The 25,870-nt window shown below is 70.1% G+C and carries 27 protein-coding genes; 15 read left to right on the plus strand and 12 right to left on the minus strand.

Annotation, left to right across the window (positions count from 1 at the left end; all coding sequences use genetic code 11):
• Positions 1-5 precede the first annotated feature (5 nt).
• From KEC57_RS10070 to KEC57_RS10080, 3 genes are read right to left on the minus strand one after another with little or no spacing between them, the layout of a single operon-like run.
• Positions 6-641: a dihydrofolate reductase family protein gene (locus KEC57_RS10070; protein WP_229384490.1), complete on the minus strand. Its 636-nt coding sequence runs from the start codon at positions 639-641 to the stop codon at positions 6-8.
• Positions 642-663: 22 nt separating this feature from the next.
• Positions 664-1,407: a winged helix-turn-helix transcriptional regulator gene (locus KEC57_RS10075; protein ID WP_229384491.1), complete on the minus strand. Its 744-nt coding sequence runs from the start codon at positions 1,405-1,407 to the stop codon at positions 664-666.
• Entirely contained in the window at positions 1,408-1,845 is a 438-nt protein-coding gene (locus tag KEC57_RS10080) for a VOC family protein (RefSeq protein ID WP_229384492.1), read from the minus strand.
• 180 nt (positions 1,846-2,025) lie between these two features.
• On the opposite strand from KEC57_RS10080, the gene KEC57_RS10085 reads away from it, so the two are divergent.
• Positions 2,026-3,309 carry a sensor histidine kinase gene (locus tag KEC57_RS10085; protein ID WP_229384493.1) on the plus strand — a complete coding sequence of 428 codons (1,284 nt, stop codon included), beginning with the start codon at positions 2,026-2,028 and terminating at the stop codon, positions 3,307-3,309.
• A complete protein-coding gene (locus tag KEC57_RS10090) occupies positions 3,306-4,046 on the plus strand; it encodes a response regulator (protein ID WP_229384494.1) in 741 nt (246 codons plus the stop codon). The genes KEC57_RS10085 and KEC57_RS10090 overlap by 4 nt, the downstream gene beginning before the upstream one ends.
• An 85-nt stretch (positions 4,047-4,131) precedes the next feature.
• On the opposite strand, the gene KEC57_RS10095 is transcribed toward KEC57_RS10090, so the two are convergent.
• Positions 4,132-4,701, minus strand: a complete 570-nt coding sequence (locus KEC57_RS10095) for an NADPH-dependent FMN reductase (RefSeq protein WP_229384495.1) — start codon at positions 4,699-4,701, stop codon at positions 4,132-4,134.
• 249 nt (positions 4,702-4,950) lie between these two features.
• On the opposite strand from KEC57_RS10095, the gene KEC57_RS10100 reads away from it, so the two are divergent.
• Both KEC57_RS10100 and KEC57_RS10105 read left to right on the plus strand, forming a co-directional pair.
• Positions 4,951-5,835, plus strand: coding sequence for an ABC transporter ATP-binding protein (locus tag KEC57_RS10100; protein WP_229384496.1), 885 nt, complete (start codon positions 4,951-4,953; stop codon positions 5,833-5,835).
• Entirely contained in the window at positions 5,832-6,929 is a 1,098-nt protein-coding gene (locus tag KEC57_RS10105; protein WP_229384497.1) for an ABC transporter permease, read from the plus strand. Before KEC57_RS10100 ends, KEC57_RS10105 begins: the two co-directional genes overlap by 4 nt.
• 222 nt (positions 6,930-7,151) lie before the next feature.
• Here KEC57_RS10105 and rraA read toward each other — a convergent pair whose 3' ends face one another.
• Both rraA and KEC57_RS10115 read right to left on the minus strand, forming a co-directional pair.
• Positions 7,152-7,619, minus strand: a complete 468-nt coding sequence (rraA, locus tag KEC57_RS10110) for a ribonuclease E activity regulator RraA (protein ID WP_229384498.1) — start codon at positions 7,617-7,619, stop codon at positions 7,152-7,154.
• 167 nt (positions 7,620-7,786) lie between these two features.
• Positions 7,787-8,332, minus strand: coding sequence for an ArsR/SmtB family transcription factor (locus KEC57_RS10115; RefSeq protein ID WP_229384499.1), 546 nt, complete (start codon positions 8,330-8,332; stop codon positions 7,787-7,789).
• Positions 8,333-8,389: 57 nt separating this feature from the next.
• On the opposite strand from KEC57_RS10115, the gene KEC57_RS10120 reads away from it, so the two are divergent.
• The 4 genes from KEC57_RS10120 to KEC57_RS10135 all read left to right on the plus strand — a co-directional run bounded on the left by KEC57_RS10120 (position 8,390) and on the right by KEC57_RS10135 (position 12,845).
• On the plus strand, positions 8,390-9,781 hold the full coding sequence (locus tag KEC57_RS10120; protein ID WP_229384500.1) for an MFS transporter: 1,392 nt from the start codon (positions 8,390-8,392) through the stop codon (positions 9,779-9,781).
• Positions 9,782-9,854: 73 nt separating this feature from the next.
• The gene (locus tag KEC57_RS10125; protein ID WP_229384501.1) at positions 9,855-11,012 is read left to right on the plus strand and encodes a type III polyketide synthase; all 1,158 of its coding nucleotides are present in this window, start codon (positions 9,855-9,857) and stop codon (positions 11,010-11,012) included.
• Complete coding sequence (locus KEC57_RS10130) at positions 11,009-11,713, plus strand: methyltransferase domain-containing protein (RefSeq protein ID WP_229384502.1); 705 nt, start codon at positions 11,009-11,011, stop codon at positions 11,711-11,713. The genes KEC57_RS10125 and KEC57_RS10130 overlap by 4 nt, the downstream gene beginning before the upstream one ends.
• A complete protein-coding gene (locus KEC57_RS10135; RefSeq protein WP_229384503.1) occupies positions 11,706-12,845 on the plus strand; it encodes an FAD-dependent oxidoreductase in 1,140 nt (379 codons plus the stop codon). Before KEC57_RS10130 ends, KEC57_RS10135 begins: the two co-directional genes overlap by 8 nt.
• Positions 12,846-12,866: 21 nt before the next feature.
• Here the strand turns inward: KEC57_RS10135 and KEC57_RS10140 are convergent, their stop codons facing one another.
• Positions 12,867-13,709: a UbiA family prenyltransferase gene (locus tag KEC57_RS10140; protein ID WP_229384504.1), complete on the minus strand. Its 843-nt coding sequence runs from the start codon at positions 13,707-13,709 to the stop codon at positions 12,867-12,869.
• A gap of 95 nt (positions 13,710-13,804) precedes the next feature.
• Positions 13,805-16,015, minus strand: coding sequence for an ATP-dependent Clp protease ATP-binding subunit (locus tag KEC57_RS10145; protein ID WP_229384505.1), 2,211 nt, complete (start codon positions 16,013-16,015; stop codon positions 13,805-13,807).
• Between the two features lie 167 nt (positions 16,016-16,182).
• Between KEC57_RS10145 and KEC57_RS10150 the strand changes: the two genes are divergently transcribed.
• Positions 16,183-16,395 carry a dodecin family protein gene (locus tag KEC57_RS10150; protein ID WP_229384506.1) on the plus strand — a complete coding sequence of 71 codons (213 nt, stop codon included), beginning with the start codon at positions 16,183-16,185 and terminating at the stop codon, positions 16,393-16,395.
• 40 nt (positions 16,396-16,435) lie between these two features.
• Here KEC57_RS10150 and KEC57_RS10155 read toward each other — a convergent pair whose 3' ends face one another.
• Positions 16,436-18,106: a SulP family inorganic anion transporter gene (locus KEC57_RS10155; protein ID WP_229384507.1), complete on the minus strand. Its 1,671-nt coding sequence runs from the start codon at positions 18,104-18,106 to the stop codon at positions 16,436-16,438.
• Between the two features lie 216 nt (positions 18,107-18,322).
• Here KEC57_RS10155 and KEC57_RS10160 point away from each other — a divergent pair, with 216 nt between their 5' ends.
• Entirely contained in the window at positions 18,323-18,733 is a 411-nt protein-coding gene (locus tag KEC57_RS10160; protein ID WP_229384508.1) for a DUF7144 family membrane protein, read from the plus strand.
• Positions 18,734-18,767: 34 nt separating this feature from the next.
• Here the strand turns inward: KEC57_RS10160 and KEC57_RS10165 are convergent, their stop codons facing one another.
• A complete protein-coding gene (locus KEC57_RS10165; protein ID WP_229384509.1) occupies positions 18,768-19,790 on the minus strand; it encodes a GlxA family transcriptional regulator in 1,023 nt (340 codons plus the stop codon).
• 100 nt (positions 19,791-19,890) lie between these two features.
• On the opposite strand from KEC57_RS10165, the gene KEC57_RS10170 reads away from it, so the two are divergent.
• Positions 19,891-20,034 carry a hypothetical protein gene (locus tag KEC57_RS10170; RefSeq protein ID WP_229384510.1) on the plus strand — a complete coding sequence of 48 codons (144 nt, stop codon included), beginning with the start codon at positions 19,891-19,893 and terminating at the stop codon, positions 20,032-20,034.
• Here KEC57_RS10170 and KEC57_RS10175 read toward each other — a convergent pair whose 3' ends face one another.
• Positions 20,035-21,276, minus strand: coding sequence for a glycosyltransferase (locus KEC57_RS10175; RefSeq protein ID WP_229384511.1), 1,242 nt, complete (start codon positions 21,274-21,276; stop codon positions 20,035-20,037).
• 5 nt (positions 21,277-21,281) lie between these two features.
• Positions 21,282-22,499, minus strand: coding sequence for a glycosyltransferase (locus KEC57_RS10180; RefSeq protein ID WP_229384512.1), 1,218 nt, complete (start codon positions 22,497-22,499; stop codon positions 21,282-21,284).
• Between the two features lie 125 nt (positions 22,500-22,624).
• On the opposite strand from KEC57_RS10180, the gene KEC57_RS10185 reads away from it, so the two are divergent.
• From KEC57_RS10185 to KEC57_RS10200, 4 genes are all read left to right on the plus strand, one after another.
• Positions 22,625-23,239 carry a hypothetical protein gene (locus KEC57_RS10185; RefSeq protein ID WP_229384513.1) on the plus strand — a complete coding sequence of 205 codons (615 nt, stop codon included), beginning with the start codon at positions 22,625-22,627 and terminating at the stop codon, positions 23,237-23,239.
• Positions 23,240-23,266: 27 nt separating this feature from the next.
• Positions 23,267-24,103, plus strand: coding sequence for an LLM class F420-dependent oxidoreductase (locus KEC57_RS10190; RefSeq protein ID WP_229384514.1), 837 nt, complete (start codon positions 23,267-23,269; stop codon positions 24,101-24,103).
• A 62-nt stretch (positions 24,104-24,165) separates the two neighbouring features.
• Positions 24,166-24,837 (plus strand): GAP family protein, encoded by a 672-nt coding sequence (locus KEC57_RS10195; RefSeq protein WP_229384515.1) that lies wholly within the window; start codon positions 24,166-24,168, stop codon positions 24,835-24,837.
• Between the two features lie 48 nt (positions 24,838-24,885).
• Entirely contained in the window at positions 24,886-25,779 is an 894-nt protein-coding gene (locus KEC57_RS10200) for a formylglycine-generating enzyme family protein (RefSeq protein ID WP_229384923.1), read from the plus strand.
• Positions 25,780-25,870: the final 91 nt, after the last annotated feature.

Below are 25,870 nucleotides of genomic sequence, written 5' to 3' on the forward strand. Positions count from 1 at the left end.
CCGCCTCACTCGTCGCGCTCGGCCGCCCCCATGTCACCCGTGCGCGGCAGGCCGGCCGGCGCGTATCGCAGCAGCACGGCGCCGGTGCTCGAGGTGACCGGCGGTGCGAGCAGCGTGAGGTTCGCCGGGGCCGCGCCGTCGGGAAACACCTTCTTGCCCTGCCCGAGCACGATCGGGTACATCCAGAGCACCAGTTCGTCGTAGAGGCCGTCGGCAAGAAGCGTCTGCACGAGGTCGACACTGCCGATGACGTGGATGTCATCGTGCCGCTCGCGCAGCGCCGCGATCTCGGCCCGCAGGTCGGACCCGAGCTGCGACGACCCCTGCCAGGTCAGGTCGGGGGTGCCGCGCGAGGCGACGTACTTCGGGATCCTGTTGAACACCTGCGCGATGCCCGACGCGGATCCCTCGCGGTAGCGCGGCCAGTACGACGCGAAGATGTCGTACGTGCGGCGCCCGAGCACGAGCGCATCCATGCCGTCGATGCCGGCACCGACGCTCTGCCCGACGACATCGTCGATCAGGGGCGCCTGCCATCCGCCATAGGGGAACGCGCCCGACGGATCCTCCTCGGGCCCGCCGGGTGCTTGCGCGACGCCGTCGAGCGTGGTGAACAGGTCGATGCGAATGCGACCGGTCATGGTCGCCTCCTTCCGATGACGGTCACGCGACGAGCGCGACCCCGGGATCGATGTGGAACGACGCGGCGAACCGCTCGAGCAGCGTCGCGTCGCCCGAGACGACCGCGAGCACCTCGAGATCGATCGCCTCTGCCGGGGTGAGTTCGCCCGAGATGAGTCGACGGATGCCGGGGCCGGCCGCGAAGACGAGTTCGGGCTCGCCCGAGGGCGCGCTGCCGCAGATGGGGCTCCGCCCCGGACCCGCGGCTCGCGGACGTGCGCCCGCCGCCGGCGCCGCCGACGGCGAGAGCTGCGCGATGCGCAGCCGATCGCCGTCGACCTGCACCCGCAGGGCGACGTCGGCGATGTGCACCTCGTAGTCCGCCGCCGGAAGTGCGGCCGCGGCATCCGGTCGGAATGCGGTCCGCAGCGCCATCGTGAGCGAATCGGCCGTCACGACATCACCTTCTTCGGGGTCGCCCATCGCCTGGAATCCCCACCGGCCGAGCGCCATCACGATCGGCTCGAGCTCGTGGCCGTAGGGCGTCAGCTCGTAGACGAGACCGCAGTTCATCAGCGGCACACGGCGCACGACACCGCCCTCCTGCAGCTCTTTGAGCCTCGTGGAGAGGATGTTCGTGGGGATTCGGGGCAGCCCCTGCTTGAGGTCGGTGTAACGGCGTGGACCGACGAGCAGATCGCGGATGATGAGCATCGCCCACCGCTCCCCGATCAGCTCGACGGCGGTCGTGACCCCGCAGTACTGCCCGTAGCTGCGGGATGCCACCTACGCCTGCGCCTGCTCCGCCAGGTAGGCGTCGGGACCCTGCTCGGCCGCCGCCGGGTCCATGTAGAGGAACTCGATGCCGTTGCCGTCGGGGTCGTCGAGGTCGCGGCTGTACATGAAGCCGTAGTCCTTCGCCTCGGTCGGCTCGGTGCCGCCGTTGGCGAGACCCGCCTCGAGGATCCGGTCGACGTCCTCGCGCGAGTCGCGGCTGAGCGCGATGAGGGCCTGCGCGTGGGTCTTGGGGTCGGCGAGCTGCTTGTCGGTGAAGGTCGCGAAGTACTCCTTCGTGAGCACCATGAAGAAGACGTTCTCGTCCCACACGATGCAGGCGGCGTTCTCGTCGGTGAACAGCGGGTTGATGCCCGCGCCGAGCGCGGTGTAGAACGCCTTCGAGCGCTCGAGATCGCTCGTCGGGATGTTGACGAAGATGTGCGTCATTGCCCTGCTCCTTGCCGGTCGTCGATCGGGGGGTGGCCCACTCGGACGTGAGCCGCTCACGCAGTGCGTGGGCGTGACTTATGGTTGCAAAAAGCAAGCACGCTTGTCAATAGCAAGTGAGTCATCCGTCTCCCCCGCACGACGGATGCCGCGCCCGAGGCTCCCCCGTAGCGTGGAGGCATGCTCGAATCGCCGCCTGCCCGCCCGACGCACCGGCCGCCGCCGACCGCGCGCGACCTGCGCAACGACGTGTGGCTGGCCGCCGCGCTGCTGCTCGGCGCCGTCCTGAGCGTCGCACTCGGCTCGGCCACCGGGATCTACGTCTCCGAGACCACTCCGGGCATGGAGTGGGCGCTGCTCTACGCCCTGGGTCTCGCGGCTCCGCTCGCGGTTCGGCGGCGCTTTCCCGAGATCGTCGCCGTCACGATCGCGCTCGTCTTCTTCGCCGGAGTCTCGGCTCGGATCCCCGAGTTCTATGTCAGCAACATCGCCATGTTCATCTCGATGTACACGGTGGGCGCGTGGGTCGACAACCGTCGCCGAGCGCTCTATGTGCGCGTCGCGATCATCGTCGGCATGTTCGTGTGGCTGCTGATCACCACGTTCCAGGCCGCGATCGACCCCGGCGACGAGGCGCTCTCGCAGGCGGGCCTTTTCTCGCCGTTCGCCGCGATGATGCTCATCCAGTTCCTCGTGAACGCGGCGTTCTTCGGCGGCTCGTACTATCTCGGCGATCGTGCGTACGCGGGAGCACTGTCGCGCGCCGCGCTCGAGGAGCGCACCCACGAGCTGGAGCGCGAGCGGGAGGTCACCGCGGCGCAGGCCGTCGCACTGGACCGCGTGCGCATCGCTCGGGAGCTGCACGACGTCGTGGCGCACCACGTGTCGGCGATGGGCGTGCAGGCGGGTGCGGCGCGAGCCGTGCTCGACCGCGATCCCGATGCCGCACGCCGGACTCTGCTCGGAGTCGAGGCATCCGCCCGCTCGGCCCTGCACGAACTGCGCCAGCTGCTCGAGACTCTGCGCACCCCGCACGCCGACGCCGACGTGGGCTCTGCGGTGCACCTGACGGGACTGCCCGACCTGGTCGCGCACGCGAACGCCAACGGCCTGCCGACGGCCCTCACGATCGTGGGCGATCCGGTCGAGGTGCCCGAGCTCGTGCAGGTGAACGTCTATCGCGTCGCGCAGGAGGCGCTCACGAACGCACGCCGTCACGGCGGTCCGGATGCCGCAGCCGACGTGCGCCTGCGCTACGGTTCCGACGCGATCGAACTCGAGGTCGCGAACTCCGGCCGGGTGCCGACGACGCCGATGCGCCCCGGTCTGGGTCTGGTCGGAATGCGCGAGCGCGCCACCGCCTCGGGCGGCACGCTCGACGCCGGACCGCGCACGCGGGGCGGGTTCCTGGTGCGCCTTCGGGTCCCGGTCGACGTCGCCGTGGGCGCGGGGGCCGGACGATGACCGCTCCGGCGATCCGCGTACTGCTCGTCGACGACCACGCCGTGATGCGCGCAGGGTTTCGCATGATTCTGGAATCGGCGGATGACATCGTCGTCGTGGGCGAGGCCGCGACCGGCATCGACGCGGTGGCGGCGGCATCCGCTCTCCGCCCCGACGTGGTGTGCATGGACGTCCAGATGCCCGACATGGACGGGCTCGAGGCCACGCGGCGCATCGTCGCCGATCCCGAGGTCGACGCCGCGGTCGTGGTCGTCACCACCTTCGACCGCGACGACTACCTGTTCGACGCGCTTGCGGCCGGTGCGAGCGGATTCCTGCTCAAGAACGCCGGGCCGGAAGAGCTCATGAACGCGGTCCGCGTGGCCGCCGCAGGCGATGCGCTGCTCGCCCCCGAGGTCACGCGACGCGTGATCGCACGCTTCGCGGCGACGCCGCATCAGAACTCCACGGAGCCCGCAGCTCCGAACCCACCAGGCGCCCGGACGACGCACTCGAGCGTTCTATCCGTGGAGTTTCGCGGACCGCGCACCGGCGCCGCGCCGGCCGCGGAGCTCACCGAACGCGAAGCCGAGGTGCTGCAGCTCATCGCGCAGGCGATGAGCAATGCCGAGATCGCCCAGCGCCTCTACATCGGCGAGGCCACCGTGAAGACGCACGTGTCGAACGTGCTGCAGAAGCTCGGCGCGCGCGACCGCGTCGCGGCCGTCGTCTACGCGCACCGCCACGGCATCGCCTGACACCCTCGCGCCGCCGGAACGGAGGATGCCCCGGCCCCGGACCCCTGAAGGGCGACGGGCCGGGGCATCCGGTCTCGAGAAGGCGTCAGGCCGCGACGGAGACGCGCGCGTAGCGGTCGACGAGGGCGCCGAAGGCCTCGAGGTAGCCGACGAGGAACTCTGCGGTCCGCTCATCGGTGACCTCGCCGGTCTCGGTGAACAGGCCCGGCGTGGACTGCACGTAGCCCTCGGGCTGGCCGAGCGTCGGGGCGTTGTAGTGGCTGAGGATGGCCTTCAGGTGCTGCTGCGCGGCCGCCGTGGCGATGCCGCCGCCCGACGTGCCGATGACGGCGGTGGGCTTGCCGTTGAACGAGCCCTGACCCCACGGCCGAGCAGCCCAGTCGAGGGCGTTCTTGAGCACACCCGGAATCGAGCGGCTGTACTCGGGAGTCACGATGACGACCCCGTCGACGTCATCGATGGCCTGCTTGAAGTCGCGAGCGACCTGGGGATAGTCGGCATCGTGGTCGACGGAGTAGAACGGGAGGTCCTTGATCGGGATCTCGACGAGGGTCGTGCCCTCGGGAGCGAGACGCTCGAGGGCCTTGGCCAGCTGACGGTTGATCGAGGTCGACGAGATGCTGCCGACGATGTAGCCGATGGTCCGATCGGACATTTTGTTCTCCTTGAAAAGGCAAAGGCGTCCCCCGGTGGGGACCACCGTGGACGTTCCACATGCATGCAAGCACATGAATCTGAGTTCTATTCCGTCGAATGCAATGTTCCGGTGTGTTACGCACTCCCCCTCTCGAAGGAGCGGGACGGTATCCCCCGCCGGAGGGAGGACGCGCGGCGCGGCGCTGCGTAGCGTGGGTCTCGACACACGGACTTCGCCGCACTCGACCGGCGGTGGGAAGGAGACACGATGCTGCAGCTCAGCGGTATCACCAAGAGCTACGGAGGCAGGCGCGTCCTCGACGAGGTGGCGTTCGACGTCCGCCCCGGCCGGCTCACCGGCTTCGTCGGCGGCAACGGTGCCGGCAAGACCACGACGATGCGCATCGTGCTCGGCGTGCTCGCGAAGGATGCGGGCTCGGTGACTCTCGACGGCGTCGAGGTGACGGCATCCGATCGTCGCCGCTTCGGCTACATGCCCGAGGAGCGGGGCCTCTACCCGAAGATGAAGGTGCACGAGCACATCGTGTATCTGGCCCGTCTGCACGGATTCTCGAAGGCGGATGCCGCGACCCGCGCCACCGCACTGCTCGAGCGTCTCGGACTCGGCGAGCGCCTCGGCGACAACGTCGAGACGCTGTCGCTCGGCAACCAGCAGCGCGCGCAGATCGCCGCCGCCCTCGTGCACGACCCGCAGGTGCTGATCCTCGACGAGCCGTTCTCGGGCCTGGACCCGCTGGCGGTCGACGTCGTCGCCGGCGTGCTGCAGGAGCGCGCCGCGGCCGGTGCCGCCGTGCTGTTCTCGTCGCACCAGCTCGACGTGGTCGAGCGCCTGTGCGATGACCTCGTCATCATCGCCGGCGGCACGATCCGCGCCGCCGGCCCCCGCGACGCGCTCCGCGCCCAGCACTCCACGCGCCGCTTCGAGCTCGTCTCGGCGAGCGATGCGGGCTGGCTCCGGTCCGAGCCCGGCGTCGAGGTGCTCGACTTCGACGGCGGGTACGCCGTCTTCGATGCCGACAGCGACGAGACGGCCCAGCGAGTGCTGCGCCGCGCGGTCGCGCAGGGCGACGTCGCAAGCTTCGCGCCGCAGCATCCCACCCTCGCGCAGATCTTCAAGGAGGTCATCCAGTGAGCACCACCGACACCCGCGGCCTGACATCCCTGCAGGGGATCTGGCTCGTCGCCGAGCGCGAGATCGGCTCGAAGCTGCGCAGCAAGGCCTTCGTCATCTCGACGGCGATCCTGCTGCTCGGCGCGCTCGTCCTGGTCATCTGGGGCGGCTTCGCGGCGGCGAACGCCGGCGGCACGCCCGTCGCCGTCACCCCGGACGCGTCGCAGTACGTGGCGGACGCGCAGGGCCTCGAGGTGACCGACGTCGCCGACCGCGCCGAGGCCGAGGAGCTCGTGAAGAGCGGTGACGTCGATGCCGCCGTGGTGGGCGACCCGTCGTCCCCCCTCGGTTTCGCGGTCATCGCCGATACGAGCGTCCCGACGCAGCTGCTGCTGCAGCTCGCGCAGACGCCGACGGTCGAGCTGCTCGATCCCGAAGAGGGCAATGCCGCGCTCGGGTACATCGCAGCCATCGGATTCGGCGTGGTGTTCCTGTTCGCCGCCTCCATGTTCGGCGGCACGATCGCCCAGAGCGTCGTGGAGGAGAAGCAGACTCGCGTGGTCGAGCTGCTCATCTCGGCGATCCCGGTGCGGTCGCTGCTGGCCGGCAAGGTGATCGGCAACACGATCCTCGCGATGGCCCAGATCCTCCTCCTGGCGGCGATCGCGATCGTGGGACTCACGGTCACCGATCAGACCGCGCTGCTGCAGGGGCTGGGCGGGCCGATCGCCTGGTTCGCGGTCTTCTTCTTCTTCGGCTTCATCCTGCTCGCATCGCTCTTCGCGGCGGCGGCATCGATGGTGTCCCGTCAGGAGGACATCGGCTCGACCACGACGCCGCTCACGATGCTCATCATGGCGCCGTACTTCCTGGTGATCTTCTTCTTCGACAACCCGCTGGTGCTCGGCATCATGTCGTACGTGCCGTTCTCGGCGCCCGTCGGCATGCCGATGCGCCTGTTCCTCGGGACGGCGCAGTGGTGGGAGCCCCTCGTGTCGCTCGCGATCCTCATCGCCACCTGCATCGCGGCGATCCTCATCGGCGCCCGCATCTACGAGAACTCGCTGCTGCGCATGGGCGGCCGCGTCAAGCTCTCGGAGGCCCTTGCGGGCTGAGGCCCTCCACCGGCCGACGGATGCCCCGCCCCTCCGCTTCGGCGGCGGGGCGGGGCATCCGTCGCCTCAAAGGGCGTCTCGTCTGCTTCCATTGCTCAACACGGGCGCCCGCGGCGCTTCCCCTCGTTCACTTCATGTGCTCTCGCCGAGACGACACGTTCTGCGCGCACCCGACGTGTGATGTCGGCGAGAGCACATGAAGTGCGCGCCCGACAGGCGGGTTCACCGCTCGACGAGCACCCCGTCGGCGTCGGCCCAGACGTGCCGGCCGGGCGCGAACACGACGCCCGCGATCGTGACGGGGACGTCGACCTCGCCGAGGCCGTCCTTGGCGCTCTTGCGCGGGTTCGAGCCGAGCGCCTTGACGCCCAACGGCAGCTCGGCGAGGGCGGCACGGTCGCGGATGGCGCCGTGCACGATGATCCCGGCCCAGCCGTTGCGCACAGCGGATGCCGCGATGAGGTCGCCCACGAGCGCCGAGGCGAGCGATCCGCCGCCGTCGATGACGAGCACGGCGCCGTCGCCGGGTGCGGCGAGCACGGACTTCACGAGCGCGTTGTCCCGGTGGCATCGCACCGTTCGGATCGGGCCGTCGAACGCGACGCGACCCCCGAGATCGTGCAGCTGCAGCGCGAGCGAGTCGAGCTCGTCGCCGCGCTCGTCGTAGAGGTCTGCTGTGGCGGTGGTCATGAAGGCGAGGTTATCCGGGCGGGCGCGGGCCCCGGCATCCGCTGACCGAAGAAGTTCGCCGTCTCTTCCGCCGCGCAGAACAGCGCCCACGTGGCCCCGAACGGTCGCATCGGGCGATCTACGCGCCCGATTGCGGCAAACGAACGTACGACGAAAGGGATGCCCCGTCACGCGGTCGCGGGCGTCGCCGGCGGGTTGTCGTCGGGGTGCAGCGCGGCGAACAGCGAGTACGTGTCGCCGTCGGGATCGGGCCCGCGGTCCTTGAAGTCCTGGAAGAGGTCGTAGAGCCGCTGCTCGAGCTCGGCCTTGTGCGCGGCGTTCAGCTTGAGCCCCATCCACGTGACGTCGAGGTCCTCGTCGGCGACCCCTTCGATCTGCTGCAGGAACGTCTCGACCAGCACGGGCGATCCGCCCGGCATCGAGGTGCGCCACGAGAGGCCGGTCGCACGGTACGGCACCTCGCGGGCGCCCTGCGCGCCCGCGCGGGCCGGTTCGGCGACGAGGTAGCCGGTCTGCACGAGAGTGCGCACGTGGTGCAGCATCGTGCCGGGGTTGACCGAGAGCAGGCCCGCGAGCTCCTTGTTGGTGCGCGACTCGAAGGCGCACAGGCGCAGCACCCGCAGCCGAAGCGGCGAGCTCAGCGCGCGCATCCGCGCCTCCGCCTCGGGATCCCCCTGACGAAGCTCGATGCGCTCCTCGCGGTGTTCGACCACGAGGCCAGCGTACGTCACTGATTGACAGTTCTCAATCAGTGACGCACACTGATTGACATGTCCCAATCAGATGAGCCGTCGACGGTCGGCGACGTCGACCCCGGCGTGCTCGCCGAGGCGAGGGCCGAGGCCCGGCCCCCGCGCCCGGAGGCACCGGATGTCCTGCCCGCGGAGCCTGGCAGGGACACGCGAAAGGGATCGCTCTGGCGCGACCGCAACTTCATGACGATGTGGAGCGGACAGGCGCTGAGCCAGTTCGGCGCGCAGATCACCGAGCTTGCGATCCCCGTGCTCGCGGTGCTGATGCTGAACGCGACGGAGTGGGAGGTCGGCGTGCTCGGCGCGGCGCAGGTCGCCGCATTCCTCGTCGTCGGCCTTCCCGCGGGCGCCTGGATCGACCGGATGCGCAAGCGCCACGTCATGATCTGGGCCGATGCGGTGCGCGCCGTCGCTCTCGCATCCCTGCCGGTGCTCGCCCTTCTCGGCGTGCTCGAGATCTGGCACTTGATCGCCGTGGCGCTCGTCATGGGCATCGCCACCGTCTTCTTCGACGTGTCGAATCAGAGCATCATCCCCTCGCTCGTGCGCACGAACCAGATCGCCGAGGCGAACGGAAAGCTGCAGTCGACCGAGCATCTCGCAGGCCTCGCAGGCCCGGCGTTCGGGGGGTGGCTCGTCGGTATACTCGCCGCCCCCGCCGCCATCCTCATCACGGTCGGCACCTACGTCGCGTCGCTCATCGCGCTCCTCTTCACCCGCGATCACGAGCAGCTGCGCGCCCCCGAGGATCACAAGCCGCTCGTCCACGAGATCGGCGAAGGTCTGCGGTGGGTGTTCGGAAACCCGTTGCTGCGGCGCATCGTCGGCACGACCGGCACGGCGAACTTCTTCGGCACGATCGCCACGACGCTGCTGCCGATCTTCGTGCTCCGCGAGCTCGGTCTCACGCCGGCGATGCTCGGCGTCGTGCTCTCGCTGGGCGCGGTCGGCGGACTCGTCGGTGCGATCGCCACGCCCCGCATCGTGGCGCGGCTGGGTGAGGCGCGCGCCATCCCGATCAGCGCCATCGCGTTCTGCATCGCGCCGTTCTTCCTGCCTGCGGTCTCGCTGGTGCCCTCGCTCGCCTTCCCCCTGCTCGTGATCCAGGGGTTCGTGATGAGCTTCACGATCCTGCTCTACAACATCACGCAGGTCACGTTCCGCCAGCGGATCACCCCGCCGCGTCTGCTCGGGCGGATGAACGCGTCGGTGCGATTCGTGGTGTGGGGCGTCATGCCGATCGCCGCACTCCTCGCGGGCGCGCTCGGCACCTGGATCGGGACGGTGCCGACGATCTGGATCGCCGCGACCGGAGAGCTGCTCGCCTGCCTGTTCGTGGTCATCGGCCCGTTCTGGGGCATGCGCGAGTTGCCGGAGGCGCACGAGGAGCACACCTCCCGCGGGATCTGACCGCAGGCGGACCGGCCACATCGGATCGCGCAACCCCTGCCGCTCCAGGGCTCCGTCGTGCTTATGTTGCTCCATGACGGCCCGCATCGTATCGATCGGCACCGCGGTGCCTCCGACGAAGATCCCGCAGGAACAGATCCGTGATCTCTTCGCGAGTCAGCCCCGCATCGATCGCCTCGCACGACGCCGCATACACGCGGTGTTCGACGCCGCCTCCATCGAGTGCCGCCACACCGTGCTCACCGAGCTCGCCGCACCCGACGCGCCCCGAGAAGACGATGATCTGGTCTTCGTGGACGCCTCGGGCACGCTGCTCTCGCCGCCGACCGGCGCACGCAACGCGCTCTACACACGTTTCGCTCCCGATCTCTCGGCCGATGCGGCACGCCGTGCGCTGACGGATGCCGCCGTCCCGGCATCCGCGATCACCCACGTCGTGACCGTCTCGTGCACCGGATTCTTCGCCCCCGGCCCGGACTACCGCCTCGTCCGCGACCTCGGCCTCGCGACCACCGTCGAGCGCTATCACCTCGGCTTCATCGGATGCGCCGCGGCTCTTCCGGCGCTGCGCCTGGCCGCCCGTATCACTCACTCCCAGCCCGGCGCCGTCGTGCTCGTGGTGTGCGCGGAGCTGTGCACACTCCATGTGCGCTCGTCGACGGACCCGCAGCAGATCGTCGCCTCCTCCGTCTTCGCCGACGGCGCGGCCGCGGCCATCGTCACAGCGGAGACCGACGTCGGCCGGCCCGGCGGCCTCGACCTCGTGCGTTTCGGCACCGCGCTCACCGGCGAGGGCGAGAAGGACATGGTCTGGACGATCGGCGATCACGGATTCGAGATGGTTCTGTCGGCAGAGGTCCCGCGCATCATCGGACGCGAGATCCGCGGTGCCGTGGAGCGCTTCATCGGGGACGACGTCATGCCCGAGGTGTGGGCGGTGCACCCCGGCGGGCGAAGCGTGCTGGACCGCGTCGAGACGGGGCTGGAGCTTCCGGGCGAGGCGCTCGATGCCTCGCGCTCCGTGCTCCGCGACTTCGGCAACATGTCGAGCGCGACCATCCTGTTCATCCTGCGCGCGATGCTCGGTGATGACTCCATCGGGGACGGCGCGCGGATCGCGGGTCTCGCGTTCGGGCCGGGACTCACTGTCGAGTCGGCGCTGTTGACGAAGCGCGCGACGAGAGTGGCCGGCGGGGCCGAAGTGCTCGCGGTGCGACCGGTATCCGCGTGAGCCTCGCGATGCGCGACGACACCGTCGTCGAGCTCATGGATGACCCGGCCTGCGATCCCGACCGGCTGGCCGCCACGCTCCGCCGTTTCGGCGTGATCAACCGCCTGGTTTCGGGATGGGGCACGGTGTACCGCACGACGCTCGCGCCCCACCTGGCGTCGCTGTCCCGCCCGGCACGCGTGCTCGACCTGGGCTCGGGAGGGGGCGACGTGCTGCTCCGTCTCGCGGCGCTGGCACGACGCGACGGCCTCGACGTCCAGTGGACCGGCGCCGAGCCAGACCCGCGTGCGCACGCGGTCGCGGCGGAACGCCGGGCATCCGTCGAGGTGAGCTTTCGATGCGCGGATGCCGCCGCCCTCGTCGCCGAAGGAAGGACATACGACGCAGTGCTGTCGAACCACGTGCTGCATCATCTGGGTGAGGAGCTCGCGCCGTTCATGGCCGAGTCGCTCGCACTGTCGAGCGGCCTGGTGCTGCACGGCGACATCGAGCGCAGCCGGTTCGCGTACGGACTGTACGCCGTCGGCATCACCCCGTTCGCGCCGGGTACGTTCCTGCGGACCGACGGCCTGCGCTCGATCCGTCGCAGTTTCAGGCGCGCGGAACTCCAGGCCGTGCTCGATCGCTCCTCGTCCGGAGCGTGGTCGGTGCAGACGCCGGCGCCCTTCCGCCTGCTCGCCGTCAGCCGACGCAGTGGCTGAGGTCACGGTCGTCGGGGCGGGGCCGGTGGGCACTCTCCTCGCCGGGGAGCTTGCGCGCCGGGGAGTGGAGGTCGACCTGCTCGAGCGTCGTCATGCCGCGGGTGACGGCACTCGGGCGATCGGGCTCCACGCACCGGTGCTCGCGGCGCTCGAGGCATCGGGGGTGACCGACCGGATGCTGGCCCACGCCGTCCGGGTGCATCGAGGGGAGGCCCGCACTCGCGGCCGGCTGCTCGGTGTCGTGCGGTTCGATGAGCTGTCGGCGCGGTTCCCGTTCGTGGCGACGCTTCCGCAGGCGATGACCGAGGCGGTGCTCGCGGCGGACGCCCCCGAGCCGCTCCGAGGCGCGCGGGTCTTCGACGTCACGCCCCGGCCCGAGGGGGTGCGGGTGCGCGCGACGCACCTCGGACGCCCCATCGAGCACACGAGCCGCATCGTGGTCGTCGCCTCGGGGGCCGGCGCACGCGACCTCGTCTACCGCCCGGACTCGGTCCGCGTGCACGACTACCACGACCGGTATCTCATGACGGATGCCGCAGCCGGCCCCCGCGCTGATGCCGAAGTCGCCGTGGTCCACCTCGATCCGGACGGAGTCCTCGAGTCGTTCCCGCTCCCGGGCGGGCTCCGCCGCTTCGTCGCGTGGGACCCACCCTCGGCGGACCCCGACCCCCGGGCGCGTGCCCGGCGACTGGGCGACGCGCTGGCCCGTCGAGGCGAGGCGCTGGCGGCAGACGCGGTGACCGACGCGACCGCATTCGGCGTGCGGCGCTTCGTCGCCCCTCGCCTGCGCAACGGCCGGGTCTTCGTGATCGGCGACGCGGCCCACGAGGTGAGTCCCATCGGCGGGCAGGGCATGAACCTCGGCCTGCTCGACGCCGTCACCCTCGCACCGCTCATCGCCCGCTGGATCGGCACCGGCGAGGCCCCCGAGCACGAGCTCCGGCGGTGGGAGGCGCGCCGCCTGCGGTCGGCGCGCGCCGCGGCGCGACTGGCCGCGGTGAACACGGCGCTCGGGCGGCCGATGCCCCGTACCGACGCTCTGCGACGTACCGCCGTGCGGGCGATGCTCGCGCCGCCGACGGGCCGGCTCTTCGCCCACGCGTACGCGATGGGCTTCGACGCCGACGCGTGAGGGAGCGCCGCCCTCGCGGATTCAGGCCACGAGAGCGCCGCCCGAGGCGACGAGTTGCGTCGCGAGCAGGAGCGCCGCGAGCATCACCAACCGGAACAGCGCGCGCGTCGGAGGACGAGTCACGGCGCGCCAGACGGTGACGAGCGCCACCACGACGACGGCTGAGAAGAACACCCACGACACGACCGGCACCGCGGTGAGCTCCCCTGCGGAGGAGCCGACCAGTACCGCCACCGCGCCGAGGACGACAGCCCCGGCGGCCACCAGCGTCGCCGTCCGCGCGCCGAGGCGATGAGGCAGACCCCGCACCCCGGTGCGCTCGTCGTCGTCCAGATCGGGCAGCACGTTGGTCAGGTGCACGGCGGCGCCCAGTGCCGCGCCCGCGATCCAGGCCCACGCGGCGGCGAAGGCCGGGTCCGGCGCCGACAGCGTCGCCAGCGAGGGGAACACGCCGAAGCTGACCAGGAACGGCACGATCGAGACGACGGTCGACTTGAGGCCGGCGTTGTACGCCCACGCCGAGCCGAGTGCGAGAGCGTGAGCCGACAGCATCCGCCACCCGAGCGGGGCCGAGAGCGTCAGGGCGAGGACGAGAGTCGCGGATGCCGCCACCCAGGCCGTCCGCTCGCCGATGACCCCGCGCGCAATGGGCTTGTCTTCTCGGCCGACTGCCTTGTCTCGCGGCGCATCGAGTGCGTCGTTCGAGATGCCCACCGAGATCTGCCCCGCGAATACGGCGGCCGTGAGCACCGCGAGCCGCCACGGTTCGAGCCCCGTCGAGAGCCCGAGTGCGAAGGCGAGCGCGGTCACCACGAGCGTCGGCCCGGGATGCGACGATCCCCACAGTGCCCGAATGGTGCGCACGCTCGATGCTCTCACGTCGCACGGGGAATGCCTCGACCCCGCCCCATCGGGCGCGGGCCGAGGCATCCGCTCGATTCGGTTGCTCCGCTGCAGGATCAGTCGTCCATCAGCTCGGCTTGGATGACGTCATCCTCCGCTTCGGAGGCGGAGGCCGCGTCAGCCTGCCCGTCGCTCGTGAGCACGAGCTGCGAGCCGTCGGCCGCGACATCCACCCGCACCAGGTCGCCGTCGCGGACGCCGCCCGAGAGCAGCGCCATCGCGAGGCGGTTCTGGATCTCGGACTGGATGAGCCGGCGCAGCGGCCGCGCCCCGAATACCGGGTCGAAGCCGCGCTCGGCGAGCCAGGCCCGGGCATCCGGCGTGACGGCGAGCGCCAGACGACGGTCGTGCAGGCGCCGCTGCAGGGCGTCGACGGCGAGTTCGACGATCTGCGCGAGGTCGTCCTCGGTGAGAGCCTGGAAGATCACGATGTCGTCCAGCCGGTTCACGAACTCGGGCTTGAATGCCTGGCGCACCAGCGCCTGCACCTGCTCGCGCTTGTGGTCGATCGACTGCGTCGGGTCGATGAGGATCGACGAGCCGAGGTTCGACGTGAGGATCAGGATGACGTTCGTGAAGTCGACCGTGCGTCCCTGTCCGTCGGTGAGGCGCCCGTCGTCCATGACCTGCAGCAGCACGTCGAAGACTTCGGGATGCGCCTTCTCGACCTCGTCGAGCAGCACCACCGAGTACGGGCGACGGCGCACGGCCTCGGTGAGCTGTCCGCCCTGCTCGTAGCCGATGTATCCCGGGGGCGCGCCGACCAGGCGCGAGACGGAGTGCTTCTCGCCGTACTCCGACATGTCGATGCGCACCATGGCGTGCTCGTCGTCGAAGAGGAACTCCGCGAGCGCCTTGGCGAGCTCGGTCTTTCCGACACCGGTCGGGCCCAGGAACATGAACGATCCGGTGGGACGGTTCGGGTCGCTGATGCCCGCGCGCGAGCGGCGCACCGCGTCGGACACCGCCTTGACGGCGTCCTTCTGGCCGATCAGGCGCTTGCCGAGCTCGGCCTCGAGGTGCAGCAGCTTCTCGGTCTCGCCCTGCAGCAGGCGCCCGACGGGGATGCCCGTCCATGCGGCGATGACGGCGGCGATGTCTTCGTCGGTGACCTGGTCATTGACCATGCGGTCGCCGGCGGGCTCGTCGCGCTCCGCTTCGATGAGCTGCCGCTCCAGCGCCGGGATCTCGGCGTAGAGCAGTCGCGACGCCTTTTCGAGGTTGCCCTCGCGCTGCGCGCGCTCGGCTTCCATACGGGCGGCGTCGAGCTTCGTCTTGAGGTCGCCGACGCGGTTAAGCGACGCGCGCTCGCGCTCCCAGCGGCCCTGCAGCTCGCCGAGCTTCTCCTGCTCGACGCGCAGGGTCTCGCGGAGCACCGCGAGGCGCTCCTTCGAGGCGGCGTCCTTCTCCTTCTTGAGTGCGAGCTCCTCCAGCTTGAGCCGGTCGACGTGGCGGCGCAGCTCGTCGATCTCGAGCGGCGCCGAGTCGATCTCCATGCGCAGGCGCGACGCGGCCTCGTCGATGAGGTCGATGGCCTTGTCGGGCAGCTGCCGGCTCGGGATGTAGCGGTGGCTGAGGGATGCCGCGGCCACGAGCGCCGCGTCGGCGATGGCGACCTTGTGGTGGGCCTCGTACCGTTCCTTGAGTCCGCGCAGGATCGCCACGGTGTCTTCGACCGTGGGCTCTCCGACGTAGACCTGCTGGAAGCGGCGCTCCAGCGCGGCATCTTTCTCGATGAACTCGCGGTACTCGTTGAGCGTCGTCGCGCCGATCATGCGCAGCTCGCCGCGCGCGAGCATGGGCTTGAGCATGTTGGAGGCCGCGACCGACCCCTCGCCGCCGCCCGCGCCCATGAGCACGTGCAGCTCATCGATGAACGTGATGATGCGGCCGTCGGACTCGGTGATCTCCTTGAGGACGCTCTTGAGGCGCTCCTCGAACTGCCCGCGGTACATCGCGCCGGCGACGAGCGCCGAGATGTCGAGCGAGACGAGTTCCTTGTCTTTGAGCGACTCGGCGACGTCGCCCGCGACGATGCGCTGGGCGAGCCCCTCGACGACGGCTGTCTTTCCGACGCCGGGTTCGCCGATGAGGACGGGGTTGTTCTTGGTGCGGCGGGTGAGCACCTGGCTGACGCGGCGGATCTCGCTGTCGCGTCCGATGACCGGGTCGAGCTTTCCTTGGCGAGCGCGGTCGGTGAGGTTGATCCCGAACTGCTCGAGGGCGCTCTGCTGCTCCTCCTGACCTGGGTTCTGTGTGGCGTTCATATGTCTCCTGAAATCTGTCAGCGACTCAAACTTGAGTCGTCATGGCTCAAGTTTACCAGCAGGGCGGATGCCTCCGCAACGGCGCGCCCCGTGGGCGCCGCGTCAAGGGGTTGATTCGCCGAGCTGTCGGGAGAACTGTGGAGGGCACACGAACAGAGGAGTTCACGATGAGCACCACGACGGTCGCACGGGTCACGACGATCACCGCCCGATCCCCCGAGGGCTTCGACGCCGCGATCCGGGAGGGCATCGCCCGCTCGCACGCGACGCTGCGCAACGTCAGCGGCGCCTGGGTCAAGGAGCAGAAGGTGGAGTGCACCGACGGCGCGATCACGTCGTTCCAGGTCGTCCTCGAGGTGACGTTCGTCCTCGACGAGTGAGCCCGCGCTCTCCGGCAGAACCCTCGACGCCGAGGCGATCTCAGTCCCGCCGCTCGACCTCGTCGCGCGCGTCGGCGTAGGCCTTTCGCAGGGTCTCGCCGACCCACTCCGTGCCCTTGTAGATGTTCCGCTCGCCGATGTCGTCGAGCAGGCCTCCCGCTTCCAGCTGGTCGATGACGCGATCCTCCGTCGCGACGATCTTGAGACTGGAGTCGGCATCCGCGAGTTGATGGGCGAACCGGCGCAGCACGTCGACGAGCGAGAGTCCGATCTGATCGGTGCCGCGCAGCCGCACGATGACGACCGAGTTGCGCGACTCGCGGCTCACCTCGGGCAGCTGCTTCTCGAAGATCGGCGAGCTGGCGAAGAAGAGGCTGCCGTAGGGCTGCAGCACGAGCACCCGTCCGGGCGGCACGACCGCGGGCGGGTCGTCCTCGCGCAGGCGCCCGTCCGCCTCGACGTGCACCGCGCGCACGCGCACCTGGTTGGACTGCTGCGCGACGTAGAGGATCACGCCGAGGCCGACCCCGGCGAGCACCGCGAACTGCAGCGGGATGACGAGCGTCAGTCCGAAGGTGACGGCCATGATCGCCGTCGGCAGCGGACCGGACTTGACGACCGAGTACACGCGACTGGGCTTGATCGCCCCGAATCCGACGACGATGAGCAAGCCGGCCAGGGCCGGCATCGCCACGAACGCGACGAGATCCGAGGCGATGAAGACCACCAGCGCCATGACCCCGCCGGCAATGAACAGCGCGAGCCGCGTCTTGGCGCCCGCCTGCACGATGAGCGACGAACCCGACATCGAGCCGCCCACGGGCATGCCCTGGAACAGTCCCGACACGAGGTTGCCCGCGCCCTGGCCGATGAAGTCGCGGTTCATGTTCGCGGGCTTGCCGTCGACCGTCGGGGTTCCGGCCGACACCGCGGCGCCCTGGATGAGGCCGATGAACGCCAGCGAGATGGCCGGCACGATCAGGGCAGGGATGTCGCCCAGACTCGGGAGCACCGGGGCGGGCAGACCTCGTGGCACGTCGACGATGTCGCGCAGCTGGGTCACGGGATCGCCGACCCAGAAGTTGAGGAGCACGGCGCACACCGAGCCCACGACGACCGCGACCACGAGGCCGAGGCTGCCGACGCGCGTCGGCCGGAGCACCACGATGAGCAGGATGGAGATCGTGCCGACGACCACCGAGGCGATGCTCCACTGGCCGATGTGGACGAGGACGTCGAGGGTCTTCAGCAGCCGGTTCGCGCCCTCAGCGGCGTACCCGGTGAAGTTCGACAACTGTCCCAGCACGATGTTCACGCCGATGGCGGTGATGAATCCTGTCATCACCGGCGTCGGCACGAAGCTCACGAGGCGCCCGCCGCGCAGAAGCCCGGCGATCACCATGACGACGCCGGTGAGCATCGCGAGGGTGAACAGCGCCCGGTCGGGGTCGGGCATGCCCGCGAGCCCGGCATCCGAGACGACGAGCGCCATCGCCCCGGTGGCCTGCACCGCCATGAAGGCGCTGCTGGTGAAGGCGGCCGCGCCGACGAGTCCGAACATGTACGCGTAGAGGCCCGCCAGCGGGTTGACGCCCGCGAGCAGTCCCGCGGCGAGGCCGTCGGGCACCGCCTCGATACCGAGAACGAGTCCGGCGGCAGCGTCCTTGCCCAGCGTCTTGCGCGAGAACCATGTCCGCGGATTCAATGCCACGCTCACACGCTAACGAGTGCGCACCGTTCCGCCCAGCACCGTGGCGTGTGACGCCCGACGTCGATGTGTGACGGCCCGAGATCCGAGGCGCGAAAAAAGGCGCTCAGGATTCTCCCAGGTTCGCTAAGGTAACGGGCAAGTGCCTTGTGGCACCCCTCGGGTGCGGTTCGGGTTTCCTCGACCGCACCGGTTCCTCGCCGAATGATGGGATCTCTCATGACCGACAACAACACCACCACGAGCGGCTGGGCGGGATGGGGCGTCTTCGCCGCCGTCGTGCTGATCGTGACCGGCGCCATCGACGCCTTCCACGGACTCCAGGCCCTCATCGGCCCCGACACCGCCTACTTCGTGGCTGACGCCGGGCTCTTCTCGATCAACGTCCAGGGCTGGGGATGGTGGCACCTGATCGCGGGCGTCCTGCTCGTCCTCGTCGGCATCGCCCTCCTGGGCGGCGCGAAGTGGGCACGCATCACCGCGATCGTGCTCGTCGCGCTCAACGCGATCGGGCAGCTGTCGCTCATCGCCGCCCAGCCGTGGCTGTCGCTCGCTGTGCTCGCGCTCGACGTGGTCGTGATCTACGCGCTCACCGTCCACGGCCGCGACATCGACGCCAAGCGCAGCTGATCCCGGGTGAGTGCCGGGCCCACCGGCTCGGCGCTCACGCCACCGATTCGAGAACGGATGCCTCGGACGCCGCTGCGGCGGCGTCCGGGGCATCCGTCATCCGGTCGTCGTTGCACGTGAAGCGGGCGCGATACGCCGTGGGGGTGGTGCCGAGAACGCGCGCGAAGTTCTGCCGCAGCACCGCGGCCGAGCCGAAGCCGCTCTCGTACGCGATGCGGTCCAGCCCCAGGTCGGTCTTCTCGAGCATGCGCTGCGAGTGGATGATCCGCTGCCGTGCGAGCCACGACGCCGGCGTGGCGCCGAAGTCGGCCTTGAAGCGGCGGGCGAAGGTGCGCGGCGACATGTGCGCCTTCGCCGCCAGCTGATCGACGGTGAGATCGAGGCGCAGGTTGTCGAGCATCCAGTCGGTGACCGGGGCGAGTGAGAGCGACGTCGTCGCGGGAAGCGGATTGTCGATGAACTGCGCCTGGCCGCCGTCGCGCTGCGGGGGCACGACCATGCGGCGGGCGATCTTGTTGGTCAGCTCGGCGCCGATCTCCTGCCGCAGCAGGTGCAGGCACGCGTCGAGCCCGGCGGCGGTGCCGGCGCTCGTGATGATGCGGCCGTCCTGCACATAGAGCACATCGGGGTCGACGTCGACCTCGGGATACATCTTGGCCATCACGTCGGCGTACATCCAGTGCGTGGTGGCCTTGCGGCCGTCGAGCACGCCCGCGGCTCCGAGGATGAACGAGCCGCTGCAGACGCTCAGCACCCAGGCGCCGCGCGCGACCGCGGCGCGGACGACATCGAGCACGCGCGGGTCGGTGTGCTGCCAGTACTCGCGCGGGGTGGGGCTGACCACGACGAGATCGGCCTCGTACGCGAAGGACAGGTCGTTGTCGATGTTGATCGAGAAGCCCATCTTTGAGGGCACGACCCCGGGATCGGCCGTCACGACCCGGAAGTCGAAGTTCGGAATGCCGTCATCGGAGCGATCGAGGCCGAACGCCTCGCACGCGACCCCGAATTCGAACGGTGCGAAGCCGTTCATGACGATGCAGGCGACGGTCTTCATCGGAACTCCTTGGACGGATGCCGGATGGTGGCAGTTTTCGTGCGATTGATGTCCATCCTGCCACTCGTGGCAGTCATGGCACAAGCGTAGCGTTTCTGCCATGTTCATGGTGATTGTTCTCACGCTCCTGGCCGCAGTCGCGATCGCCGCCACGATCGCGGCACTCCGCAACGACGGATACCGCCGCACGCCCACCGACTGGTCCCGGGTGCCTTCGAGCCGGGATCGGGCCCGGCCTCTGTGATCAGGCGATGACGCGGCGGTAGATCTCGATCATCGCGGCGGTCCGCGATGACTGACGGAACCTCTCGCGCACCGTCGGGTCGACCACGGGCGCGGTGCCTGAGTCGACATCGGATGCCGCCGCCCGCAGCGCCTCGGCGAGCGCCGGCACCGACGGGTCGGGTGTCGTGCCGACGCCGACCTGCCACCGGCCCGCCCCGAGCTCTGCCGCGAGATCCGGGTCGCTCACGATCGACGGCGTGCCGAGCGAGGCTGCCTCGAAGATCGTCATGCCCTGCGTCTCGAAGCCGATCGAGGTCTGCACCACGGCATCGGCGGCGGCGATCCGCCGCAGGGTCTGCGCATAGGGGATCCGTCCCGCGAAGCGCACCGCCGCGCGGGGCGCGGTCCTCGCGACGAGGCGCTCGGCGGCACGCAGCTGCCCGCCCCCGCCGATCACCTCGACGTCGGCATCCACTCCCGACGCGGCGATCGCCTCGAGGAAGGGCAACAGCCGCTTCTCGGGGCTCATGCGGCCGAGCCACACGAACCTCGCACGTCCGGGCGCGCGCGCCGCCGGCGCGGATGCGAGCACCTCGTCGAGGACGTCGTCGTCGATTCCGTTCCAGATCACGTCGACGCGCGGCGCGGCGTGGGCGGGCCGCCTCGATGACCCGACACCGGGAAGCACACCGTGGTCCTCGAGCCGTCGGGCGAAGTGCGTGGAGGGCGCCGTGACCGCGGACGCTCCGGACGCGAGACCGCGCAGGTACGCCCAGCCGTCGGAACCCGGCGCCGAGGTGCCGATCGCCCACCGCTGCCACGCGTTGAGCACCCGCAGCACGAGCTTCGGAAAGGGCGTCGTCGCCTCGATCCCGACGTCGAGCCGGTTGTGCATCGTGTGAACCACGGGGATGCCGTGCCTCGCGGCGAAGCGGTACCCGATGAACGCACCCCAGAAGTCGGCCTGGATATGCACGACGTCGGCCTTGGGGCGTCCCCGGAGCGCGGCATCCACTCGTCGGTCCGTGCGCCGGCCCGGCCACGACATCGAGTACTCGCGGTCGAGCGTGACAGGCATCGAGGCGAGGTCGATGTACGCCGCATCGGGTGCGATCTCGCGACCACGCGCGCCGTGCACGGCCGGCGCCACGATCGTCACGGTGTGCCCGGCCTTCTCGAGGAATCGACGCTGCAGGCGCATCGACACCTGAGCCCCGCCCAGGGTCTCGGCGTGCTGATCGCCGAACATCACGACGTGCATGGTCGCTACTCGGGCAGCGGCTCGTCGCGGTACAGCGCCTCGAACGTGTCGAGGGTGCGCTGCATATCGTGCACCTTGACCCCCTCGAGCGACGCGCGCTGCATGCGCAGTCGCTCTTCGGGCGCCTGCGTCAGCACGATCGTGAGCTTCGCGGCGAGGTCGTCCGCGTCGCCGGGGGTGAACAGGTAGCCGTTCTCGCCGTCGTGCACGAGGTGCGGGAGCGCCACCGCGTCCGCCGCCACGATGGGCAGCCCCGACGCCATGGCCTCCATGGTCGCGATCGACTGCAGCTCGGCGATCGACGCGATCACGAACAGGCTCGCGTCAGTGAGAAAGCTCTTCAGCTCCTCGTCGGTGGTGTGGCCGTGGAACGTCACGCGCTCCTCGAGACCGAGCTCGCCGACGAGCTGCTCGAGGTTGCGTCGCTGGTCGCCCTTGCCCACGATGTCGAACGTCACGTTCAGCGCCGGGTCGAGCCGGGCGATCGCGCGCAGGATCACGTCGATCTGCTTCTCGGTGGTGAGCCTGCCGACGAACACGAGACGATGCGCGTCGCGGGGGGTCAGGTCCGGCGTGTAGTTGGCCGCCTCGATGCCGCAGCTGACCGGGATCACGTTGGCGATCTCGATCGTCTGCTCGAGGAAGTCTGCGGCCTTGCGCGTCGGCGTGGTCACGGCACGCGTGAGATCGAACGTGCGCTTCGCGTCGTCCCACGCGAGCTTGATGACCGGCTTGTCGAGGAAGGGCGGCAGCGTCGTGAAGTCGACGACGTTCTCGGCCATCACGTGGTTCGTCGCGACGATCGGGATGCCCCGCTTGTGCGCCTCGCGGGCCAAGCCCCGCCCGATCACGATGTGAGACTGGATGTGCACGACGTCGGGCTTCACCTCGTCGAGCACACGCCGCGAGTAGTGCTTCGTCATCCACGGCAGCACGAACGTGAGCCAATCGTGGGGGTAGTAGCGCCAGGCCGGAACCCGGTGCATCGTCATCGGCTGGCCCTCGATGACCTCGGTGAACGTGCCGTGCTGCGGGTGCGTGGCGCTGGGCGCCATCACGTGCACCTCATGGCCGCGTGCGACGAGGCCGGCAGCCAGCCGTTCGGCGAACCGCGCAGCGCCGTTCACGTGCGGCAGGAACGTGTCGGCGCCGATCAGGACCTTGAGAGGGCGCGCGGAAGCGGCGTCGGCGGGCGTGCCGTCGGGCGTCGCAGGATCGGTCACGAGAGAAGGGGGCCTGTCTGTGCGGCGAGCGCGCGTCGGCAGGGGGGCCGGCGCGCGCCATCCACTGTACCCGAGGGGTCCCCGGGCGCCCCGGCGCCCGCGCGGGCGCAACGTACGCTGGAACCATGCCCCGATTGCAGGCCGACGCCGATCCGACCCTCTGGGTGCCGGTCACCGAGTCCCTCGGCTTCCGCGGACGCCGGCACCGCAAAGCCGCCATCCGGATGCTGCTGAACCAGGCCAACGCGGCGCTCGGCACGTCCACCGGCACCGACGGCAGAGCTCGCCCGGGCAGCGGGGTCGCCGCCTGGGCGATGAGCCAGGCCGCCCCCTTCCTCATGCGGCGCGCGGCAGGACGCGTGCTGGTGTGGGTGTGGAAGGCGGATGCCGAACTCGTCGTCGCGATGGCGCAGGTGCAGGAGGCGACCAACGACCTGCGCGCCGCGCGCGCGATGATGCCGATGGAGTACGACGACACGCAGTCGTTCCGCAGCGCCTATCTGGGCGTGGGCGAGAAGCTCGAGATGGCCCTGCCGCCCGATCAGCGCACACCCCCGTTCGCGACCTACACGTGGGACACCGGCACGCACTTCGTCACCGTGACCGCGGTGTGCTCGGACCGCGAGCGCTTCGGCACGGTGATCGGCGCCGTCGACGACCTCGCCCGCACGGTGCGCGTCGTCGATGATCTGACGGTCGGCGAAGCGCCGGGCGTGCTGCGCATCGAACCCACGAACTGAACCACCCCCTCACCGAAGGAGTCCCGTTTGGCCGAGCCGAGGCATCCCGCCGCCCATCGCGCGCTCCGCATCGGCGTGCAGCTCGCACCGCAGCACGCGTCGTACTCGGCTTATCGGGACGCGGTGCTGCGCGCCGAGGATCTGGGCGTCGATGCGATCTTCAACTGGGACCACTTCTTCCCGCTCACCCAACCGTTCGACGCCGAGCACTTCGAGGCGTGGACAGTGCTGGGCGCTCTCGCCGAGCAGACCGAGCGCGTCGAGTTCGGCCCGCTGGTCAACTGCAGCTCGTACCGCAATCCCGACCTGCAGGCCGACATGGCCCGCACGGTCGACCACATCAGCGCGCGCGCCGGCGGCACCGGGCGCCTGATCTTCGGCACGGGCTCGGGGTGGGCGCAGCCCGACTACGACGAGTACGGCTACGAATTCGGCACGGTCGGCTCGCGTCTGGACGCGCTGGCCGAGGATCTTCCCCGCATCCGGGCACGCTGGGATCGGCTGAACCCCGCACCGACCCGCCGCATCCCGGTGCTCATCGGCGGTCAGGGCGAGCGCAAGACGCTGCGCCTGGTCGCCCAGCACGCCGACATCTGGCACACGTTCACGAAGCTCGACGAGATGCCCCGCAAGATCGGCGTGATGCACGAGTGGTGCACCAAGGAGGGCCGCGACCCCGCCGAGATCGAGCTGTCGACCGGATGGTCGATCCGCGGATTCGGCCCCCTGACCGAGACGGATGCCCCCGCGCGCCTCTTCGAGCTGGGGTTCCGGCTCATGATCCCGGCGATCGACGGGCCCGACTACGACCTCTCGCCGCTGAAGCCGCTCCTGGAGTGGCGCGACCGCGTCAACGGCTTCTGACCTCCGCCGACGATACGGTTGCTCTGAACCGCCACCGCTGAACTCGACCAGGAGGCATGCCCATGGGCGCCGTCATCGGAGACATCCTTCCCCTCGCGCTCGGTGTGGCGATCAGCCCGATCCCGATCATCGCCGCGATCCTGATGCTCCTCTCGCCGCGGGCCCGCGTCACCGGCGTCGGGTTCCTCATCGGATGGGTGCTGGGCATCGTCGTGGCCGTGACGGTCTTCACTCTGCTGTCGTCCATCCTCCCCGCCGAGGATCCGACCGCCGCCCAGCCGATCAAGGGGGTCATCCAGCTGGTGCTGGGTGCGCTCCTGCTCCTGCTCGCGCTGCGTCAGTGGCGCGGCCGCCCCCAGCCGGGCGAGGAGCCGACGATGCCGAAGTGGATGCAGGCGATCGACAAGATCACGTTCCCGAAGGCCCTGGGCCTGGGATTCCTGCTGTCGGCGGTCAACCCCAAGAACCTGCTCCTGGCGGCGAGCGCGGGCGTCACGATCGGCGCCGCGGGCCTCGACGGCGGGGCGATCGTGCTCGTGATCGCCCTGTTCACCGTGATCGCGGCATCCACGGTCCTCGTCCCCGTGGTCGGCTATCTCTTCGCCGCCGATCGGCTCCGCGGCCCGCTGGACGCCCTGCGCGGGTGGTTGACGAAGGAGAACGCCACCATCATGGCGGTCCTGCTGCTGGTCATCGGCGTCGCGATCATCGGCAAGGGCATCGGCAGCTTCTAGCGGCGAGCGGGCGACTACGGTAGACGCGTGAGTCCGCTCGACCGAGACATGGTGCTGCTCGACGGCGGCGTCTTCCGCATGGGATCCGACGAGTTCTATCCCGACGAGCGGCCCGTCCACGAGCGCGAGATCGCCGCGTTCCGGATCGATCGCCACGAGGTCACGAACGAGCAGTTCGCCGCGTTCATCGACGACACCGGCTATGTCACGGTCGCCGAGCGACCGCTCGATCCCGCAGCCTTTCCAGGAGCGGACCCCGCCGACCTCGTGCCCGGTGCGATGGTGTTCACCCCGACATCCGGCCCGACCGACCTGGACGAGTGGCGCAACTGGTGGCGGTGGCAGCCGGGTGCCTCGTGGCGCCGGCCGCGCGGCCCGCAGTCGTCCATCGACGACAGGCTGCGGCATCCGGTCGTCCATGTCGCGTTCGAGGATGCCGCGTCGTACGCCGCGTGGGCGGGACTGCGTCTGCCCACCGAGGCCGAGCACGAGTTCGCCGCGCGCGGCGGGCTCGACGGCGCCCGCTTCGCCTGGGGCGACGAGGCCTACCCGGAAGGCGTGGCACAGGCCAACTCGTGGCTGGGGCGCTTCCCGTACGACAATCGCGGAGTCGGCGATGCCGCGCCCGTCGGCTCCTACCCGCCCAACGGATACGGCCTGTACGACATGACCGGGAACGTGTGGGAGTGGACGACGGACTACTACACCCCTCGCCATCTGCGCCTGTCGGACCGTCCGGTCGACGCGGGCAAGCGCGAGAACCTCCTCGCCGCGGCGAGCGCGCAGGACGGTCTTCCCGCGATCCCGCGGCGGGTGCTCAAAGGCGGATCGCACCTGTGCTCGCCCGACTACTGCCTGCGCTTCCGTCCGGCGGCGAGGTCTCCGCAGGCCGAGGACACCGGCATGTCGCACATCGGATTCCGCTGCGCCGCAGACGCCTGAGCGCTTCGCGACCGGGTTCCCTGCGGTCACCCGGCAACCTCGAACCAGCCTCAGAACCGCGAATCACCCGCTACGGACGACTCGGCGCGCG

The sequence above is a fragment of the Microbacterium allomyrinae genome, assembly GCF_020682705.1.
Taxonomy (GTDB): Bacteria; Actinomycetota; Actinomycetes; order Actinomycetales; family Microbacteriaceae; genus Microbacterium; species Microbacterium allomyrinae.